Here is an 18,128-nt window from a genome sequence, read left to right as displayed (position 1 = left end):
AGCCGTGTGGGGGTGTGGTCGGCACCGCCTACACGAGGCGCCGCCGCCCGTAATGGCGTGATCGGGCGGCGGCGCGCGGCGAAATCGATTCTGCGCCAGCGCTATTCGGTGGCGGAGCGCTGGGGGGGTCAAGATCGGGGCCGGACGGCTTTCGCCTTCTCGCTCGGTACGGCCGCGGTCGCGTTATGCGTGAATCCGCCCGCTTCCTCTCGAGTGAGCGGTTTGGATTGTGGATGCTTCTCCAGTTGCTCCATGCCGCGCGCGATATCGGCGAGCAGTAGGTCGGCCATATCGATGCTGAACCCGTGCCGGACCAGTGCGCGCATGATCGTCTCGTGCTCGCGGTCGGCGGGCAACGGATACGCGGCGATCAGCCAACCCCTGGTCCGCAGCCGATCCGACAGTTCATAGAGATTGAACCCGACATCCTCGGTCAGCCGCCACGACACCGCCGCGATGCCACGATGCGGATCGCCGCCGTGGATCATCTCGAACGGCCCGAGTTTCAGCAGGCCATCGGCCACATGCTGGGCGACGTGGTAGAGCTGGGACTGTAGACGGGTGTATCCGGTGTGGCCGAGCCGGATGAATTCGTAGTAAGAGGTGATCACCTGCCCGCCGGGGCGGGAGAAGTTGAGATTGAAGGTGGCCATGCTGCCGCCGAGGTAATCCACATTGAAGATCAGCTCCTCGGGCAGATCGGCGGCCTCGCGCCAGATCGCCCAGCCCGAGCCGAGCGGTGCCAGCCCGGTCTTGTGGCCGGAGGCATTGATCGATTTGACCCGCGACAGCCGGAAATCCCAGATCAGATCGGGTGCGGTGAACGGCGCGAGGAATCCGCCGCTGGCGGCGTCGACATGGATCGGGATATCCAGGCCGCTGACCTCCTGCAGCCGGTCCAGTGCCCGGCTTATCCCGGCGACATCCTCGAACAAGCCGGTATAGGTCTGCCCGAAGGTCGGAACCACCATGATGGTGTTCGCGTCGCAGTAGGCGGCCACATCTTCGGGATGCATGGTCAGCCGGTCCCCGCGCAGCGGAATCTGGCGGATCTCCACATCGAAATAGCGCGCGAACTTTTCCCAGCACACCTGCACCGGGCCGCAGACGAAGTTCGGGGTTCCGGTGCCGCCGCGTTTGCGCCAGCGGAATTTGGCGGCCAGACCGCCGAGCATCGCGGCCTCACTCGAGCCGGTGGTGGAGGTGCCGTGCGTGCCCGCCGGATCCGGCGCATGCCAAAGATCGGCGACCATCCGCACGCACCGGCGCTCCAATTCGGCGGTCTGCGGGTATTCGTCCTTGTCGACGATGTTCTTGTCCAGGGCTTCGTTCATCAGTCTGCGCGCCTGGTCGTCGACCCAGGTGGTGCAGAAGGTCGCCAGATTCATCCGGGAGACGCCGTCGAGCATCAGCTCGTCGTGCACGATCTCGTAGGCGACCTGCGGGATCAACTCGTTTGTCGGGAATCCGGCCTTCGGTGCCGACCGGCGCAGGCCCGGCAGGGCGAATAGGTCGTCGGGCTCCAGTTCTTCTGTCATCGAACCGCCTCCGAACATGGCTTGCGTGATGTTTGCGAAAACAGGTGGCAACCAGCGTCGACGTTTCAGCATGTCACAGCGGCGACCGGATTTTCGGTGTTCCGATCCGGACGACACAGACCGATCGGTCGGGTGATTTCTCCGTATGCACCGAGCGGTTCATGCCAGAGTGGGCGGGCGGCGCGCGGTCGGCCGCTTCTGTGCTGGATCGGATCGGAAATGAGGTTCGCAGATGATCGACGACTCCCGCATCGCGGCGCTGCGCCAGCGGGTGGCCGCGCTGATGCCGCAGGCGAAAACCGATCTCACCCAACTGGTTTCGTTCAAGTCGGTGGCCGATCCCCGGCAGTTCCCACCGGAGGACTGCAACCGGACCGCGCAGTGGGTGGCCGACGCATTCGCCGGGGCGGGTCTGACCAAGGTGGGGCTGCACGAAACTCCCGATGGCAGCAAGGCCGTCATCGCCTCGCGTCCCGCGCTGGACGGTGCGCCCACGGTATTGCTGTACTGCCACTACGACGTGCAGCCGCCGCTCGACGACGATGCCTGGCGCACGCCGGTCTGGGAGCTGACCGAGAAGGACGGCCGCTGGTACGGGCGTGGCAGTGCGGACTGCAAGGGCAATATCGTGATGCACCTGACCGCGCTGCGGGCACTCGGCGCGGATCTGCCGCTCGGGGTGACGCTGGTCGCGGAGGGTTCCGAGGAGCAGGGCACCGGCGGACTCGAACAATTCGTCGAGGCCAATCCGGATCTTTTGCGCGCGGATGCGATTCTGATCGGCGACTGCGGCAATTTCGCGATCGGGATGCCGACCTTGACCGAGTCCTTACGCGGCAATGTCAACGTGGTCGTCACCATCGAAACCCTCGCCGGGCCAATGCATTCCGGCATGTTCGGCGGTCCCGCCCCCGATGCGCTGGCCGCGCTCATCCACCTGCTCGCCTCCTTACGCGACGAATACGGCAACACCACCGTGGCCGGTCTGCCCAATGATCAGCGTTGGACCGGTGTGCAGTACTTGGCGGACCAATTCCGCGCTGACGCAGGCGTACTCGGCGGTGTCGAACTCACCGGTAACGGCACCGTCGCCGATATGCTCTGGGCGCGACCGGCTTTGACTGTGCTCGGGATCGACGCACCGAAGGTCGTGGGCTCAGCGGCGGCAATCCAGCCCGCCGCGCGAGCCCGGCTGAACCTACGCATTCCGCCGGGCACCGATCCAGATCAGGCGCTGGAACTGCTGACCGCACACCTGCTGTCGCATACGCCGTGGAGCGCGAAAATCAGCGTGGAAACCGAGGGGACCGGCGCGCCGTTCCGCTCGGCCAGCGGCGGTCCCGCGCGCACCGCCATGGAAGCCGCACTCACCGCCTCATACGGTCGCGCGACCACTACCCAGGGTCAGGGCGGTTCGATCCCACTGTGCAATGTCTTCGCCGACACCTACCCGCACGCCGAGATCATGCTGCTGGGCGTCGAAGAGCCCAAATGCCTCATCCACGCCCCCAACGAGAGCGTCGACCCCTCTGAAATCGAACACATGGCCCTCGCCGAGGCCCTCTTCCTCGCCACCTACGCCGAACACGCCCCCTGAGGTGTTGGACGCCCGATCACCACGCATCCGTGGCGGATCCGCTCGACGTTTGCCGCCAGGGATACATGGTGATCAACAGTCCAGGTATCAGAGGTCGCGCTGGGACTCGGGGGCGATGACCGTGAATTCTGTATTGGTGGGGCCCATTTCGGCTAGGCGGCCGAAGTAGATGCCTTGGGCTTCGGGCTGGATGATGCCGAAGTGGATGGGGAAGGCGGTGCGAGGGGAGACGGCGCGCAGGTAGTCGATGGCCTCGCTGATTCGCATCCACGGGGCGGATGCGGGGATGGCGAGGACGCCGACCGGCACCGGTGGCACCCAGAGCGAGTCGCCGGGGTGCACGAGTTGGGCCGGGTCGTCCGGGGTGCCGAGTTGGAAGACCGTGTTATCGATCACCGGGATCTCCGGGTGGATCACGGCGTGTCGGCCGCCGCCTCCGGTGATCCGGAGATCGCCGAGGGTGATCACATTGCCCGCGTGCACTGCCTCCCATGGTTCGCCGCGCTGCTGTGCGGTCTGTGGATCGCTGAACAGGCGTGCGTTCGGGTTGTTGTCGAGCAGCGCCTCGATCCGGCTCGGATCGATATGGTCGGGATGCTGGTGGGTGACGGCGATGGCGTCCAGGCCGGTAATGCCCTCGAAGCCGTGCGAGAAGGTGCCCGGATCGAACAGCACCTTCTTGCCGTGCAATTCGACGAGGATGCAGGAGTGGCCGAAGTGGGCTATGCGCATGGGGCCATGCTATTTGACTCGACCCCGACCGTAGCTCGGACAAGCTGGACAACTACGCTGCTCAGGTAACCCCAACACCACCTGAGGAGCAACGCGTGGCACGAGTCGTGGTCGAGGTGATGCCGAAGGCCGAGATCCTGGATCCGCAGGGTCAGGCCATCGCCGGCGCGCTCCCGCGCCTGGGATTCGCCGGAGTGTCGGATGTACGGCAGGGCAAGCGATTCGAACTCGATGTCGACGACAGTGTCAGCGACGCGGAGCTCGAACAGATCGCCGAGGCGCTGCTCGCCAACACCGTGATCGAGGACTGGAAGGTCGTGCGGGTTTCGGCATGAGCGAGCGAATCACAAGCACGACGGCGCGGATCGGGGTCATTACTTTTCCCGGCACGCTCGACGATGTCGATGCCGCACGGGCAGTGAAGTTGGCGGGTGCCGAGGCGGTCAGCCTGTGGCATGCCGATGCCGATCTGAAGCAGGTCGACGCGGTGATCGTGCCCGGCGGCTTCTCCTATGGTGACTACCTGCGCGCCGGTGCCATCGCCCGGTTCGCCCCGGTGATGGGTGAGGTCGTCAAGGCCGCGGGTCGGGGCCTGCCGATCCTGGGCATCTGCAACGGTTTCCAGGTTTTGTGCGAGGCCGGTCTGCTGCCCGGCGCGCTGACCCGCAACGAGGGTCTGCACTTCGTCTGCCGTGACGAATGGCTGCGCGTCGAAACCGCGAATACCGCATGGACCTCGCGTTTCGAGCCCGGTGCCCAGATTCTCATCCCGGTCAAGAACGCCGAGGGCCGCTACCAGGCCTCCGATCGTGTGCTCGACGAACTCGAGGGCGAGGGTCGGGTGGTCTTCCGCTACGCCGGTGACAATCCGAACGGCTCCCAACGCGATATCGCGGGTGTCTCTTCGGCCGATGGCCGGATCGTCGGCCTGATGCCGCATCCCGAACACGCCACCGAGCCGCTGACCGGCCCGAGCGATGACGGCCTCGGCCTGTTCCTCTCGGTACTCGACACCTTGGTTTCGGCCTAGCCACCACGCCGTCGGCAAGCGCACGGCTAGGTGATCTGGGCGATGACGTCGAAATCGACGCCATTGGCCAGCGCGATGTAGCCGGGCTGCTGGGCTTGGTTTCCGAGGAAGCCCCGTGTGCCTCCGGGGGTTTCGAGTAGTACGCCCTGATCGAGTGCCGCGTGTACGTCGGGTACGTGTAGTGATCCGGCCGTCTCGCCGATCGCGCGCAGGGTGTGGATCGCCTCGTAGCTCATATTGCTGAAGCTGGTCAGTGCGGGTGCGAAGGTGCCGTGTAGTCGGCGGTAGCGGGCCAGCCGGTCACGGCCGTCGTCGGTGTGCGGGTCGACGAAGAAGCTCGATGCCACGTAGAAGTTGTGGTTGGCCTCGGCACCGGCGGTCAGCAGTACGTTCTCGTCGGCGGCCGGGCTGACGCGCGGCAGCGTGTCGGCGCGGCCGGTGGCGGCGAACTGCCGGTTGAAGCGGGAGACATCCGCGCCGACCATGAGGATCATGACGGCGTCGGCCTGGTCCAATGCGGGATGGTCGAGGAATTCCGTGAAGTCCGGTGCGCCGAGCGGTACGAATCGCTCCAGCACGATGGCGCTCGGATCGGCCAGGCTACGGCGCACCGCCTTGGCCGATTCGCGCGGCCAGATGTAGTCGTTGCCGATGATCGCCCAGCGGCGCACACCGTGTTCGCGCTGCAGCCAGTGCACCGCGGGCAAGGTCTGGTCCGCCGGATGCTCCCCGAGCATCAGCACCCCGGGTAGCTCATTGGTGAGACCCTCGTGTCCGGTGGCGAAAAGATAGGGCACCCGACTGGCATTGGCCCGCGCGACGGCCAGTCGCACCGCCGAGGTGTGCCAGCCGGTGATCGCGTGCACCATTCCGGTGGCGAGCAGCGCGGAAACCTCATCGGCGACCTCGCGCGGATTCCGGCCGCCATCGATATTCGTAGTACGAATTTCGCGGCCCAGAAAACCCGTCCCAGCATTGATTTCGTTGACCGCGAGGGAAATCGCCGCATCGCATGACGCCGCAACGATACCGCCCGGTCCCTGCATCGGGACTATGTTCAGTATCTCGATCGTGCCGTCTGGGCCCTCGCCGAACGCTGACATTCGGTACTCTTCTTCTCGTTCGAGCGAAATTCATGGCAGGCAGGAAATAATGACGACCATTGTAAGCGGATATTCCACGCTGCATGGTGCGCTGCGTGCCGCACAACGGCGTTGGCTGGATCACCTCGACGCCGCCCTGTGCGCCAGGCAACTGACGGCCGATCAATGGTCGATGCTGTCGAATCTGTCCACCGGGTTCGGGGTCACCATGAGTGAGCTCGCGGCCAGGTCGCAGCTAGCGCCGTCCTCGGCGACCAGGCATGCCGACGCACTCGCCGAACGTGGCCTCATCTTCCGGATTGCCGCGGAGGACGACCGCCGCCGCATCCTGATCGGGCTGAGCCGGCTCGGTTCGGATCTGGTCGACGCGGTGCGCGCCGAGGAGGAGCACGCGGAGCAGGAGTTGCGTTCGCGTATCGGTGTGCGGCGTTATGCCGAGCTGATGCGTTTGCTCGAGCTCGTTTCCGCAGAGTAGTTCAAATTGGTAAGACTTTCATCGGATGAATTAGTCCGATGAATGTCCGGTTGCGCTGATCGCGCGGAATTTACCATTACTCGGGTTATGTTCCGAGGCCTCATTGTGCTGCCCGAATATTTGACCATCGGCGTACGACGAGACCGAGTTGTACTGCACCGCGACGGTGATTTTCGGCGATGAGACCGCGTATTCGCCGAGGCCTGCCGCCGCAACACGGTCGGTGGCGTGTTCTCGGTGGTGCAGCGGCACTTCGACGGCGCCTGCTTCGGTCCCTGCGGGCTGTTGAACCGCAGCGGCGGCCGAGCGCTGGGTGCGCGGGTCAGGCGGACTGCCCGGTCTGCATAGGATCGCAGGCATGCCCGTTTCCACTACCGCTGCCACGGCCGCCGGGTTGTGCGCCTTCATCGACGCTTCACCGTCGCCGTTCCACGTGTGCCGGACGGTCGCGCGGGAGCTGGACTCCCACGGCTTCACCCCGCTCGCGGAATCGCAGCCGTGGCCCTCGGATGGGCCGAGTCGCCATTACGTTGTGCGCGGCGGTTCGCTGGTCGCGTGGGCGACGGCCGATTCCGCCGGTGTGACGCCGTTTCGGGTGGTCGGTGCGCACACCGACAGTCCGAACCTGCGGGTGAAGCAGTATCCGGATCTGGCCGCGGTGGGCTGGCAGCTGGTCGGTTTGGAGCCCTATGGCGGAGCCTGGCTGAATTCGTGGCTGGACCGGGAACTCGGCATCTCCGGGCGGCTCAGCGTGCGCGACGGAAATGCGGTGCGAGACCAGCTGGTTCGCATCGATGAACCGATTCTGCGGGTGCCGCAGTTGGCCATCCACCTATCGGAGGATCGCCGCGGTGTCACGCTGGATCCGCAGCGGCATGTCAATGCGATCTGGGGTCTGGGTGCGCAGCCGCGCTCATTCCTCGAATTCGTCGCCGAATATGCCGAGGTCGATCCGCGGTCTGTGCTCGGCTGGGAGCTGATGACCCATGATCTGGCACCGAGCCGGTTGGTCGGCCGGGACCGCGATCTGGTGAGCGCGCCGCGCCTGGACAATCAGGGCACCTGCTATGCCGGATTGAATGCCTTCCTCGCGGCGATCGAGGAGCCCGGTGCGAACATTCCGGTGCTGGCGATGTTCGATCACGAGGAGGTCGGCAGTCAGTCCGATCGCGGCGCGCAGTCGGATCTGCTGCCGACGGTGCTCGAGCGCATCGTGCTCGCACGTGGCGGCGGCCGCGCCGAATACTTGGCCGCGCTGGCCGGATCCGTCTGCGCCTCCGGCGATATGGCACACGCGACGCACCCCAACTACCCGGACCGCCATGAGCCCGCCCATCGCATCGAGGTCAACGGCGGCCCGGTACTCAAGGTCAACCAGAACCTGCGCTACGCAACCGACGCGGCGGGTGCGGGTGCCTTCGCCCTGGCCTGCGCCCAAGCCGAGGTCCCCCTGCAGCGCTACGTGCACCGCGCCGATCTCCCCTGCGGCTCCACCATCGGCCCGATGACCGCGGCCCGCACCGGCATGCCCACCGTCGATGTAGGCGCAGCCCAGCTGGCTATGCACTCGGCCCGTGAAATCATGGGCGCAGAAGATGTTTCGGCCTACGCCGCCGCACTAGCCGCCTTCCTGACCCCCGCACCGTAGCTTCGCCGACGCGTGGCGCTACGCAGTTGCGGATTTTTCCCGAGTTGCCGGGTGGTAGGTGATGACGGCGACAACGAATACCGCCAGCGTGACGAGAACGTAACTGCTGCCGATGAGCTGTTGCCACCAGGCCCAGCCGAGTTCCAGGTCCTTCGAGTGCGGCAGGAGCCATTGGGGGCCGATCATGAACAGGACGGTGCAGGCGGCGACGGAGCCGATGAACCAGCGGTTGCGGGTGCCGCGGGCGATGGCGTCGGCGGCGACCAGGATGGCGGGGGCGATCCAAACCCAGTGGTGCGACCAGGAAACCGGGGACACCAGCAGTACCGCGGCAGCGTTCACCATCAGTGCGGCGACCTGCTGCCCCGCTGCGAGCAGCCGGTGCATCCACACCGCGGCCAGGGCAATCGCGATGAGCGACAGTGTGATCCAGATCATGGTGGCCAGCGAGTCGGAGACGCCGATGCGAAAGGCCATGCCCTTGATCGACTGATTGCCCGCGAAGTACGGCGGGCCGATGCGGCCGGTATCGGCAAGGGTGTGGAACCAGTATTCGGCCGAATCACTCGGGAACAGCAGGAATCCGAGTCCGACCGCGACGATCGCGGAGACGATCAGCGTGCCCGCCGCCTTCCAATCCCGGCGTAGCAGGAAGTACAGCAGATATCCGGCCGGAATCAATTTCACCGAAACCGCGATGCCGATCAGCATGCCGCGCGGCCAGACGGGTTTGCGGACAAGGCAATCCATGGTGACCGCGGCCATCAGCACCAGATTGATCTGACCGAAGCCGAAGGTCTGCCGGATCGGTTCGGACATCTGTGCCACTGCGACCACACCGATGACCAGCGCGAGCATGGTCCGCCGCTCGAGGCTCGGGCGCAGTCGCGCGAGCACCAACCACAGTGTGATGCCAAGACTGAGCACCGAGGTGGCGGTCACCAGCACCTCGGCCAGCGGCAGCGGCATCAGCGCGAGCGGTGCGAAGAACAGGGCGGCCAGCGGGGGATAGGTGAAGGGCAGCCCGATCCCCTCGACCGGGGGCATCGGTCCGTACAACTCGCCGTCGTCGAGCCAGACGCGCGCACCGTTGCGATAGACCTGGAGATCGATGTATCCGTTCCACCAGTGCACCACCAGCGAGACGATGGCCGATACGGCGAACATCGCGACGGCGATCAACAGCCAGCGCACCTGCGGGTTCGACAATGAGAATCGCGGCGAGACAGCCGAGTCGAGTTCGAGCCGAGTGTTCTGCGTGGTGACGGGCTGCTCGGCCGGATCCGCAACCCCCGATCGATCGTTCACGGCCAAAGCGTAGCGGTTGCGAGCTCGCGCGATGTGTGCCGACCCGAGGCATCCGCGGCCGAAAAACCGGCGATCCGGACGACCGGTCGATGCGACCGGCCGCCCATCGAGGGCCAGGGCTAAACTTCATGGCGAATCCCCAGCTTCGCGCTCCGGCCCGAAAGGACCCTGGTACTCCGTGACTCCGCAGGTCGACACCGTCAGCGCAGCCGCAGCAACTCCCGACGCCCCGCAGCCCTACAAGGAGCTCGGTCTCAAGGACGACGAGTACGCGCGGATCAAGGAAATCCTCGGCCGTCGGCCGACCGACGCCGAATTGGCGATGTATTCGGTGATGTGGAGCGAGCACTGCTCCTACAAGTCCTCGAAGGTGCATCTGCGCTACTTCGGCGAGACCACCACCGACGAAATGAAGTCAGCGATGCTCGCGGGCATAGGTGAGAACGCGGGCGTCGTCGATATCGGCGAGGGCTGGGCGGTCACCTTCAAGGTGGAAAGCCACAACCACCCGTCCTACGTGGAGCCGTATCAGGGTGCGGCCACCGGCGTCGGCGGCATTGTGCGCGACATCATGGCCATGGGCGCACGGCCCATCGCGGTGATGGATCAACTGCGCTTCGGTGCGGCGGAGGCACCCGATACCCGGCGCGTGGTCGACGGTGTGGTGCGCGGTGTCGGCGGCTACGGCAACTCGCTCGGCCTGCCGAATGTCGGCGGCGAGACCGTTTTCGATGCCTCCTACCAGGGCAACCCGTTGGTTAACGCGCTGTGCGCCGGTGTCATGCGGGTCGAGGATCTGCATCTGGCCTTCGCCTCCGGCGCAGGCAACAAGATCATTCTGTTCGGCGCGCGCACCGGTCTCGACGGCATCGGCGGCGTTTCGGTGTTGGCCTCGGACACCTTCTCCGGTGATGAATCCGGTACCGGCCGCAAGAAGCTGCCGAGCGTCCAGGTCGGCGACCCGTTCGCCGAGAAGGTGCTCATCGAATGCTGTCTCGAGCTGTACGCGGCCAAGCTGGTGGTCGGCATCCAGGACCTCGGTGGCGCCGGATTGTCCTGCGCCACTTCCGAACTCGCGGCCGCGGGCGACGGCGGCATGCATATCGACCTGACCAAGGTGCCGCTGCGCGCCAAGGGCATGACCCCGGCCGAGGTGCTCTCCAGCGAATCGCAGGAGCGCATGTGCGCGGTGGTCACGCCGGAGAACGTGGACGCGTTCATGGCCGTCTGCCACAAGTGGGATGTGCTGGCCACGGTCATCGGTGAGGTCACCGAGGGCGACCGGCTGGTGATCAGCTGGCACGGCGAGACCGTTGTCGATGTGCCGCCGCGCACCGTCGCGCATCAGGGCCCGGTGTACGAGCGCCCGGTGCAGCGACCGGATTTCCAGGACGCGCTCATCGCCGACACCCCGGACACGCTGCCCCGCCCGAAGACTCCGGACGAATTGCGCGCCACCGTACTGCAGATGGTCGCCAGCCCGCAGCTGTGCAGCCGCCGGTGGATCACCGAGCAGTACGACCGTTACGTCCGCGGCAATACCGTGCTCGCCGAACATGCCGACGCGGGTGTGATTCGGATCGATGAAGAGACCGGCCGCGGCATCGCCCTGGCCACCGACGCATCGGGCCGATACACCAAGCTCGACCCCTACACCGGCGCGCAGCTCGCGTTGGCCGAGGCCTACCGCAATGTGGCCACCACCGGCGCGACGCCGAAGGCGGTCACCAACTGCCTCAACTTCGGCTCGCCGGAGGATCCGGGCGTCATGTGGCAGTTCCAGCAGGCGGTGCGTGGTCTCGCGGACGGCTGTGTGGCCCTGGGCATTCCGGTCACCGGCGGCAACGTCAGCTTCTACAACCAGACCGGTCAGGACGCCATCCTGCCCACCCCGGTGGTCGGTGTGCTCGGCGTCATCGACGATGTGCACCGACGCATCCCGACCGGTCTCGGCCTGGAGCCGGGCGAGACACTGATCCTGCTCGGCGAGACCGCCGACGAATTCGGCGGCTCGATCTGGTCGCAGGTCGCGCACGACCATCTCGGCGGTGTGCCGCCCAAGGTCGACTTCGCCCGCGAGCAGCTGCTCGCCGAGGTGCTGACCTCGGGTTCACGCGACGGCATGATCAGTGCGGCGCACGACCTTTCCGAGGGCGGTCTGATCCAGACCGTGGTCGAGGCCGCGCTGGCCGGCGAAACCGGTTGCCGCATCCTGCTGCCCGAAGGTTCGGATCCGTTCGTGCAGTTGTTCGCCGAATCGGCGGGCCGGGTGCTCGTCGCGGTGCCGCGCTCAGAGGAGACCCGCTTCACCAAGATGTGCACCGCGCGCGAATTGCCGTGGGTGCGTATCGGTGTGGTCGATCAGGGTTCGGATTCCGTTGAGGTGCAGGGCCAGTTCTCGATCACCCTGGACGATCTGCGCGAGGCGCACGAGGGCACGCTGCCGAAGCTGTTCGGGGCCAGTGCCGTTTGAGCGCGCCGGAGGCTGATGAAGTCTCGGCAGTCCTACGCGGAGGTGGACTAGCGGCGTTCGCGGTCCCCTCCGTGGTCACGCTCCGCTACCGCCTCCGGGGCCTGAGCTCACGCTGCGGGGGCGTCGGCAAAATCGTCGGCGCCGTCGAGCGTTTCTTCCACCCGAATTACGTCGGCCTCATCGTCGCCACGGTGTTCTTCGGCTGGTCGCTGACCCCCTCACTGCTGCCACGGGATTGGCTGTTCGAGGGACTGGTCAGCGGGATCAATGCGGCCATCGGCTACGGCGTCGGCTGTCTGTTCGAATGGGTGTACCGCAAGTGGTTGCGGAAACCGATACGCCGCAAGGTCGCACAATTGCCAACCGCGGTCACGCGGGTATGGGCGAAACGACCCGCGTGGCTTTCCGGCGCGGTCAAGACCGCGATTGTGTTCGCCTGTCTCGCTGTCGCCGTATTCCTACTGGTCGAATCGTCCTGCTGGCAGCGGGAAATCACCGCGCTCATGGGCATGGAACCCACGACTACCTCTGGATTCATGCGCACCGGCGCACTGAGCGCACTGGTCGGTGCGATCGTCATCGCGGTATTCCGGATACTGCGGCGGCTCGTCCGTTCGGTCGCGTTCGAGCTGATCAAGCGCGCCCACTTTCCGCGCCAATTGGCCGTCCCGACCGGCGTGCTCGTGGTGGTGGTCGCGGCGATGCTGCTGTTCAACGGCGTGCTCACCAAAGTCTTTTTCGACGTGGCGAACTCGGCGTTCAGCGCGCGCAACGGCAACACCTCGCCGAATGCCGTACAGCCGCAGCTGCCGGAGCGCTCCGGCAGTCCGAATTCATTGGCAGCCTGGGACACTCTGGGGTCCGAGGGCCGCTGGTTCGTCTCGTTCGTGCCGCGCGCGGCCGATATCAGCCAGGTCACCGGAAGCCCCGCGCGCGAACCGATTCGGGTCTACGCCGGATTGGAATCGGCCGACGGACCCGAGGCACAGGCCGAATTGGTCGCGGCGGAGTTGGAGCGCACCAAGGCTTTCGAGCGCAAGGTGCTGGTGGTCGTCACGACGACGGGCACCGGCTGGGTCGACTCGTCCAGCGCCGAATCCATCGAGCTGATGTACAACGGCGACACCGCGATCGCCGCGACCCAGTATTCCTATCTGCCGAGTGTGCTGTCGTTCCTGTCCGATAAGGACAAGGCCACCCAGATGGGAAAGCTGGTCTTCGACAAGGTTTATGAGCACTGGTCGGCCCGGCCGGAGCAGGAGCGGCCCAAGCTGCTCGTCTACGGCGAGAGCCTGGGATCCCAAGGCGCCGAAGGTGCTTTCACCGGCCTGGCCGATATCCGGTCGAAGACCGACGGCGTGCTGTGGGTCGGACCGCCGAATTCCAACCGGCTATGGAGTGAATTCACCGCCCGCCGTGATCCCGGCACGCCGGAAATCTTGCCGACCTATGCCGACGGACTGGTGGTGCGCTTCTCCGACAGCCGCGCCGACCTGTGGAAGCCTGGGGACAACTGGCTGTCGCCGCGCATTGCCTATCTGCAGCACGCCTCCGATCCGGTGGTCTGGTGGTCGGCGGATCTGCTGTTCAGCGAACCGGATTGGCTGCGCGAATCGCGCGGCCCCGATGTTTCCTCGCGCATGGCGTGGTATCCGATTGTCACGTTCTGGCAGGTCGCCGCGGATCTGCCCAGGGCGCAGAGCGTCAGCGACGGACACGGACACAACTACGGCAACCTGGTATTGGATGCGTGGGCCGCGATCGCGCAGCCGCCGGATTGGTCGGCTGATCTGGCGGATCGGATCCGGGATTATCTGGCGGTCTCCGCCGCCCGTGAGCACCAGCTGAAATAGCGCACACATACTGAGCGGGCTCGAACCCCTCGTTCGCCGGACCCGTCCAGGTGCGCACCATCAGGTGACGGATTTGAACGGATCGTGCTCCGCGATCAGTTTTTCCATCCGCGCCTCGTCCAAGCGGCGGCTGATGCTCGCCGATTCCTGTTGGTCGCGAACCACCTTTGCCAGCGTGAACGCGCTCGACACCAGGAACAGCACGGACATGCCGAGAAAGCCCCGCTGTGCGATATCCAGTGGCAGGTAGAAGATGCCGACGCCGGTCCCGAAGAAGCTGACGCCGAATGCGATCGCGGCTTGCGCGAGGAAGGCCGAAGAGGTTTTCGGCCGGGCGTTGGGATTGCTCATGCCTGCCCCTCGCTGACGCTCGACTCCGGCATGCGCAAAGCGCGCTGGCACATTATTCGTTCGCTTCGCTCACTCATAGGTACCGAGTCTGCTGATTCAGGGCGCTGCGCAACCGCGTACAACTACTCGAGCGCGTTGGGTAGTTGCCGGAAGTCGCGGTAAGTGACACTGCCGCTGGATGATTCGCGAATCGAGTCGGTTGTGGCGGGCCGAGTGGCGGTGTGATCTGCGTCGGCAATACCGCGCGCCGCTGCGGGCGACACACCCGTTGACCCGAGCGCACCCGCATACTGTTCGGGTGATGATCGCTACGGACCTGTCGACGCCCGTGCCCGATCCGAACCGCCACGATCCGGGCATCGCGCCGTCGCGCTGACCGATGCTCGAAACCACGACCACCCTGACGAAGCTGCGTGCGCGCGGCGTCGTGGTCGTGCGGCGTGCCGAGGACATCATCGACCTGAACTATGTCGGTCTGGTCTTCGCGACGATCTTCTTCGCACTTTCGGTGACGCCGTCGCTGGTGCCGCGCGACTGGCTGTTCCAGGGCCTGATCAGCGGCATCAATGCCGCGCTCGGCTACGGCCTCGGCTGCCTGTTGGAGTGGCTGTTCCGGCTCTGGGGACGGCCGCGGCTGGCCAAGCTACTGCGCGACCGGATTTCGCCGCCGCCGACCTGGGTGCGCTATGCGGTGAAGTCCGCGATCCTGCTCAGCGCCGCTGTCACCGCGGCCTTCATGCTGGTGCAGTCGGCCCGCTGGCAGCGCGAGATCACCGCGCTGATGGGTATGGAGGGCACCACCACCCCCGCATATCTGCGCACGGGATTGCTCAGTATCGCGGTGGGGACCGGGGTGGTCGCGGTGTATCGAACGCTGCGCGAGATCATCCGATTCCTGGCCCGCCAGCTCAACCGCTGGGTGCGGGTGCCGCGCGAGCTGGCGCCATCGGCCGGATTCCTGGTTCTGGTGGTGCTGACCGTCACGTTGTTCAACGGCGTCGCCTCACGTGCCTTCTTCGCGGTAGCCAACTCGGCGTTCAGCGTGCAGAACGATCACACCTCGCCGAATGCGGTTCAGCCGCTGCAGCCGGAGCGCTCGGGCAGTCCGGCCTCGCTGGCGAAATGGGATTCGCTCGGATTCGAGGGCCGCTGGTTCGTCTCGCACGGTCCCTCTGCGGCCCGGATCACCTCGATCACCGGGAAGCCCGCGCGCGAGCCGATACGCGCCTATGTGGGTCTGGAGTCTGCGCAGAGCGGTGAGGCGCGGGCTGAGCTCGCGGTCTCCGAACTGGAGCGCACCGGCGCCTTCGACCGGAAGGTGCTGGTGGTGATAACCACGACCGGGACCGGATGGGTGAATTCCATGGCGGCCAGCGCAATCGAGTACATGTACGGCGGCGATTCCGCCATGGTGGCCTCGCAGTATTCGTATTTGCCCAGTGTGCTGTCCTTCCTCGCGGACCGCGGCAAGGCATCGGATGCGGGTAAGCAGCTGTTCGATGCGGTCTACCAGCATTGGTCGGCGCGCCCCGAGGGGGCGCGGCCGAAGCTGCTCGTGTACGGCGAGAGTCTGGGGTCGCAGGGCTCGGAGGCGGCCTTCGACGGACTCGCCGATCTGCGCTCCAAGGTCGACGGTGCGCTGTGGGTCGGGCCGCCGAATTCGAATCGACTGTGGGAGCAGTTCGTTTCGCGGCGCGATCCCGGATCGCGCGAGGTCGAACCGGTGTACGCCGATGGTCTGGTGGTCCGGTTCGCCTCCGACAGTGCCGATCTCGTGCGTCCGACGACCGAATGGCGTGCGCCACGCATCGCCTATCTGCAGCACGCCTCCGACCCGATCGTCTGGTGGTCCTCGGACCTGATCTTCTCCCAACCGGATTGGTTGTCCGAACCACGCGGCTCCGATGTGTCATCGCAGATGCGCTGGTGGCCGTTCGTCACGTTCTGGCAGGTCTCGTGTGACCTGTCCAATGCACAGGGCGTCACCGACGGGCACGGGCACCGGTACGGCAGTCTGGTATTGGACGGCTGGATCGCCGTCGCGGCGCCGCCGGATTGGACCGTGGAACAGTCCGACAAGATCCGGGCCCAGATCGAGGCCGCCGAGGACTACGAGCGCGAGATCAAATGACGTTTATCGGGCGCGTTGCGAAAACTGCTGTCGCCGTTGGCATTCCATTGGCATGGAGCAATTGGCTGTTGCCGCGCTCGAGGCTGGATCTGCGCGGCCGCACCGCAGCCAATGCCGGATTCGCGACTGGCTACGCACTGGCATTTCGGGGCCGACCGAACTGGTTGTCTGTGCGGGGGCTCGGTTACGGACTCGCCTCGGCGAGCGTGGTCGCCGCCGGTTATGGTGCGGCCGTCGCTATTCCGGCGCTGCGTGATCGTCTCGGTGGGTTCGCCGACCGGGCTCCGGACGGCCCGCTCGTTGAGTGGGTCGCGGTACATATCCCGATCGGCACCGTCTACAGCGAGGAACTCATCTTCCGTGCGACCCTGAACCCATTGCTGGACAAAGAGTTCGGGCCAAGCGGCGGTGCGTTGATCGGAGCAGCTACCTTCGGCCTCTGGCACATCTATCCCGCACGCGCTGCGGGCGACAGCGTTCCGGCATCGATTGCCGCGACCGCTGCCAGTGGCCTCCTATTCGACCTGCTGCGCCGCCGCACCGACAGTGCCACAGCCCCCGCTCTGCTGCACTTCGCCGTGAACGCCGGAGGTGCGCTTGCGCCGCGCCTCGCCGCGGCTGGTTCGCCGAGCAGTTGACCGGCTTCAGCCGCTGTCACGTTGCGGCTCCGAGCTTGTGGCCGAGCCATCCATCCCGGCGCGAACGAGCCTGAACGTGCATACCTGACCGTGACGACCGAACTCTTTGCCGCCATTGACAATTGAACGGTGTTCTATAAGCATGGCTGCGATACTCAGTGCTCGGGACACACTCACACAGACGCGAGGTTTTCGTCAGCCACGGCAAAGGAGACGAGGCAAATCATGGGGGACGACCAGCACGACGAGGACTCTCGGAACTCGAGCCGACCCCAGCAGGAAGTCCCTCCCGGGCGGCGCAGCTGGGCCAGTCGCCACCCCGTTCTCGCCGCGATACTCTTGCCGGTCATTCCCGGTTTGATCGTCGGCTTGATCATCCTCGTACCGGACAAGTTCTTCGATGCCAAGCAGGACGGAAACTCCTCCTCCCAGTCCCCTCCACCGACCCAGCAGGCTTCCCGGACCGAGCCGGCCGACCGACCGCCCACTGTCTCCGCGCCCGCTACTTCCTCGACATCGATCTCGTCGGAGGACGTTCGGTGGTCCGGCACGGTCAACCTGACCTACCTCGACCTGGACTCCGTCCCGCCCAGGGTGGTATCCGGCAACAAGGGCGCCAGCACGTGGGCCAGCTACAACTACTCTTCGTCCAAAAAATTCTCCGAAGCCACGCTCTACGGCCAGCCAGGCGACTTCTTTACCGTGCAGCCCACCATCGCGTCCTGGAGCAATCCGGCCAAGCCGACCCGGCAACAGTGCGCAGACCTCATCGTTACCCAGGGCGTCGAATCCCTACCTCTCAGCAAGAACAGCAGCTACTGCGTCAAGACCGCGGCCAATCGCGTCGCCTTCATTACCGAACTTTCGCTCAGCGACGCCATCCACGCCTACACGGCCGTGGTGACCGTCTGGTCCGCCACCAGCTGATGGGCCTCGCCCACACCACCCCACATTCTCGCCTGGTTGTCATCAGCGACACCCCGTTGATGATCAACGAGGTGCCACACGTGATAGCCGACACCAGCGTCATCCTCGATGGCGCACAACCACTCTCGTATCGAGGGCAGCGCACCAGCGTGCCGCCGGTCGTCTGATGGCTTCTCGGGTATGCAGCTGGTCCGGCTCTGGTCTTCACCCCCGGCTGCCTTCACGACGAGCGTGCAAAACGGCGACTTCAACCGGCCCGAAGCGTCGACGCCATCCGCAGAGCGACCGACGCGCACTCGTCTGGCCGTAGCGCCCATTCTCGCT

General features: G+C 65.7%; 15 protein-coding genes. 10 read left to right on the top strand and 5 right to left on the bottom strand.

Annotation, left to right across the window (positions count from 1 at the left end; translation table 11 throughout):
* Window positions 1–128: 128 nt before the first annotated feature.
* Window positions 129–1,538, bottom strand: a complete 1,410-nt coding sequence (locus tag ACIBI6_RS36910; RefSeq protein WP_396959595.1) for a glutamate decarboxylase — start codon at window positions 1,536–1,538, stop codon at window positions 129–131.
* 232 nt (window positions 1,539–1,770) lie between these two features.
* Between ACIBI6_RS36910 and ACIBI6_RS36905 the strand changes: the two genes are divergently transcribed.
* Window positions 1,771–3,135, top strand: a complete 1,365-nt coding sequence (locus tag ACIBI6_RS36905; RefSeq protein ID WP_396959593.1) for a dipeptidase — start codon at window positions 1,771–1,773, stop codon at window positions 3,133–3,135.
* An 87-nt stretch (window positions 3,136–3,222) separates the two neighbouring features.
* Here the strand turns inward: ACIBI6_RS36905 and ACIBI6_RS36900 are convergent, their stop codons facing one another.
* Window positions 3,223–3,867 (bottom strand): MBL fold metallo-hydrolase, encoded by a 645-nt coding sequence (locus ACIBI6_RS36900; protein ID WP_364358490.1) that lies wholly within the window; start codon window positions 3,865–3,867, stop codon window positions 3,223–3,225.
* A 95-nt stretch (window positions 3,868–3,962) separates the two neighbouring features.
* On the opposite strand from ACIBI6_RS36900, the gene purS reads away from it, so the two are divergent.
* On the top strand, window positions 3,963–4,202 hold the full coding sequence (gene purS / locus ACIBI6_RS36895) for a phosphoribosylformylglycinamidine synthase subunit PurS (protein ID WP_040686358.1): 240 nt from the start codon (window positions 3,963–3,965) through the stop codon (window positions 4,200–4,202).
* Window positions 4,199–4,897 carry a phosphoribosylformylglycinamidine synthase subunit PurQ gene (purQ, locus tag ACIBI6_RS36890; RefSeq protein ID WP_364358486.1) on the top strand — a complete coding sequence of 233 codons (699 nt, stop codon included), beginning with the start codon at window positions 4,199–4,201 and terminating at the stop codon, window positions 4,895–4,897. The genes purS and purQ overlap by 4 nt, the downstream gene beginning before the upstream one ends.
* Before the next feature lie 26 nt (window positions 4,898–4,923).
* Here the strand turns inward: purQ and ACIBI6_RS36885 are convergent, their stop codons facing one another.
* Window positions 4,924–6,000, bottom strand: a complete 1,077-nt coding sequence (locus ACIBI6_RS36885; protein WP_364358483.1) for a substrate-binding domain-containing protein — start codon at window positions 5,998–6,000, stop codon at window positions 4,924–4,926.
* A gap of 49 nt (window positions 6,001–6,049) precedes the next feature.
* On the opposite strand from ACIBI6_RS36885, the gene ACIBI6_RS36880 reads away from it, so the two are divergent.
* A complete protein-coding gene (locus ACIBI6_RS36880) occupies window positions 6,050–6,475 on the top strand; it encodes a MarR family winged helix-turn-helix transcriptional regulator (protein ID WP_396959589.1) in 426 nt (141 codons plus the stop codon).
* Between the two features lie 358 nt (window positions 6,476–6,833).
* A complete protein-coding gene (locus tag ACIBI6_RS36875) occupies window positions 6,834–8,123 on the top strand; it encodes a M18 family aminopeptidase (protein ID WP_396959587.1) in 1,290 nt (429 codons plus the stop codon).
* 18 nt (window positions 8,124–8,141) lie between these two features.
* Here ACIBI6_RS36875 and ACIBI6_RS36870 read toward each other — a convergent pair whose 3' ends face one another.
* Window positions 8,142–9,431 (bottom strand): glycosyltransferase 87 family protein, encoded by a 1,290-nt coding sequence (locus ACIBI6_RS36870; protein WP_364358471.1) that lies wholly within the window; start codon window positions 9,429–9,431, stop codon window positions 8,142–8,144.
* A gap of 178 nt (window positions 9,432–9,609) precedes the next feature.
* Here ACIBI6_RS36870 and purL point away from each other — a divergent pair, with 178 nt between their 5' ends.
* Window positions 9,610–11,904 (top strand): phosphoribosylformylglycinamidine synthase subunit PurL, encoded by a 2,295-nt coding sequence (gene purL, locus ACIBI6_RS36865; protein ID WP_364358468.1) that lies wholly within the window; start codon window positions 9,610–9,612, stop codon window positions 11,902–11,904.
* A 71-nt stretch (window positions 11,905–11,975) separates the two neighbouring features.
* Complete coding sequence (locus tag ACIBI6_RS36860; RefSeq protein WP_396959584.1) at window positions 11,976–13,757, top strand: alpha/beta hydrolase; 1,782 nt, start codon at window positions 11,976–11,978, stop codon at window positions 13,755–13,757.
* Window positions 13,758–13,817: 60 nt separating this feature from the next.
* On the opposite strand, the gene ACIBI6_RS36855 is transcribed toward ACIBI6_RS36860, so the two are convergent.
* Window positions 13,818–14,108: a YiaA/YiaB family inner membrane protein gene (locus ACIBI6_RS36855; RefSeq protein WP_364358462.1), complete on the bottom strand. Its 291-nt coding sequence runs from the start codon at window positions 14,106–14,108 to the stop codon at window positions 13,818–13,820.
* Between the two features lie 379 nt (window positions 14,109–14,487).
* Here ACIBI6_RS36855 and ACIBI6_RS36850 point away from each other — a divergent pair, with 379 nt between their 5' ends.
* The 3 genes from ACIBI6_RS36850 (at window position 14,488) to ACIBI6_RS36840 (ending at window position 17,804) form a co-directional block, all read left to right on the top strand.
* Complete coding sequence (locus ACIBI6_RS36850; protein WP_396959582.1) at window positions 14,488–16,239, top strand: alpha/beta hydrolase; 1,752 nt, start codon at window positions 14,488–14,490, stop codon at window positions 16,237–16,239.
* Window positions 16,240–16,307: 68 nt separating this feature from the next.
* Window positions 16,308–16,877, top strand: a complete 570-nt coding sequence (locus ACIBI6_RS36845) for a CPBP family intramembrane glutamic endopeptidase (protein ID WP_364358456.1) — start codon at window positions 16,308–16,310, stop codon at window positions 16,875–16,877.
* A gap of 225 nt (window positions 16,878–17,102) precedes the next feature.
* Window positions 17,103–17,804, top strand: a complete 702-nt coding sequence (locus tag ACIBI6_RS36840) for a hypothetical protein (protein WP_364358454.1) — start codon at window positions 17,103–17,105, stop codon at window positions 17,802–17,804.
* Window positions 17,805–18,128: the final 324 nt, after the last annotated feature.

This window comes from Nocardia sp. NPDC050412 (assembly GCF_044458825.1).
GTDB lineage: Bacteria > Actinomycetota > Actinomycetes > Mycobacteriales > Mycobacteriaceae > Nocardia.
The sequence above is the reverse complement of the archived record's forward strand: the minus strand, read 5'-3'. Positions and strand labels throughout refer to the sequence as shown.

Bases quoted from the DNA above. Each gene is read 5' to 3' on its own strand.
- ACIBI6_RS36910 (WP_396959595.1), bottom strand. From the start codon at position 1,538: ATGACAGAAGAACTGGAGCCCGACGACCTATTCGCCCTGCCGGGCCTG.
- ACIBI6_RS36905 (WP_396959593.1), top strand. From the start codon at position 1,771: ATGATCGACGACTCCCGCATCGCGGCGCTGCGCCAGCGGGTGGCCGCG.
- ACIBI6_RS36900 (WP_364358490.1), bottom strand. From the start codon at position 3,867: ATGCGCATAGCCCACTTCGGCCACTCCTGCATCCTCGTCGAATTGCAC.
- purQ (WP_364358486.1), top strand. From the start codon at position 4,199: ATGAGCGAGCGAATCACAAGCACGACGGCGCGGATCGGGGTCATTACT.
- ACIBI6_RS36885 (WP_364358483.1), bottom strand. From the start codon at position 6,000: ATGTCAGCGTTCGGCGAGGGCCCAGACGGCACGATCGAGATACTGAAC.
- ACIBI6_RS36880 (WP_396959589.1), top strand. From the start codon at position 6,050: ATGACGACCATTGTAAGCGGATATTCCACGCTGCATGGTGCGCTGCGT.
- ACIBI6_RS36875 (WP_396959587.1), top strand. From the start codon at position 6,834: ATGCCCGTTTCCACTACCGCTGCCACGGCCGCCGGGTTGTGCGCCTTC.
- ACIBI6_RS36855 (WP_364358462.1), bottom strand. From the start codon at position 14,108: ATGAGCAATCCCAACGCCCGGCCGAAAACCTCTTCGGCCTTCCTCGCG.
- ACIBI6_RS36850 (WP_396959582.1), top strand. From the start codon at position 14,488: ATGCTCGAAACCACGACCACCCTGACGAAGCTGCGTGCGCGCGGCGTC.
- ACIBI6_RS36840 (WP_364358454.1), top strand. From the start codon at position 17,103: ATGGGGGACGACCAGCACGACGAGGACTCTCGGAACTCGAGCCGACCC.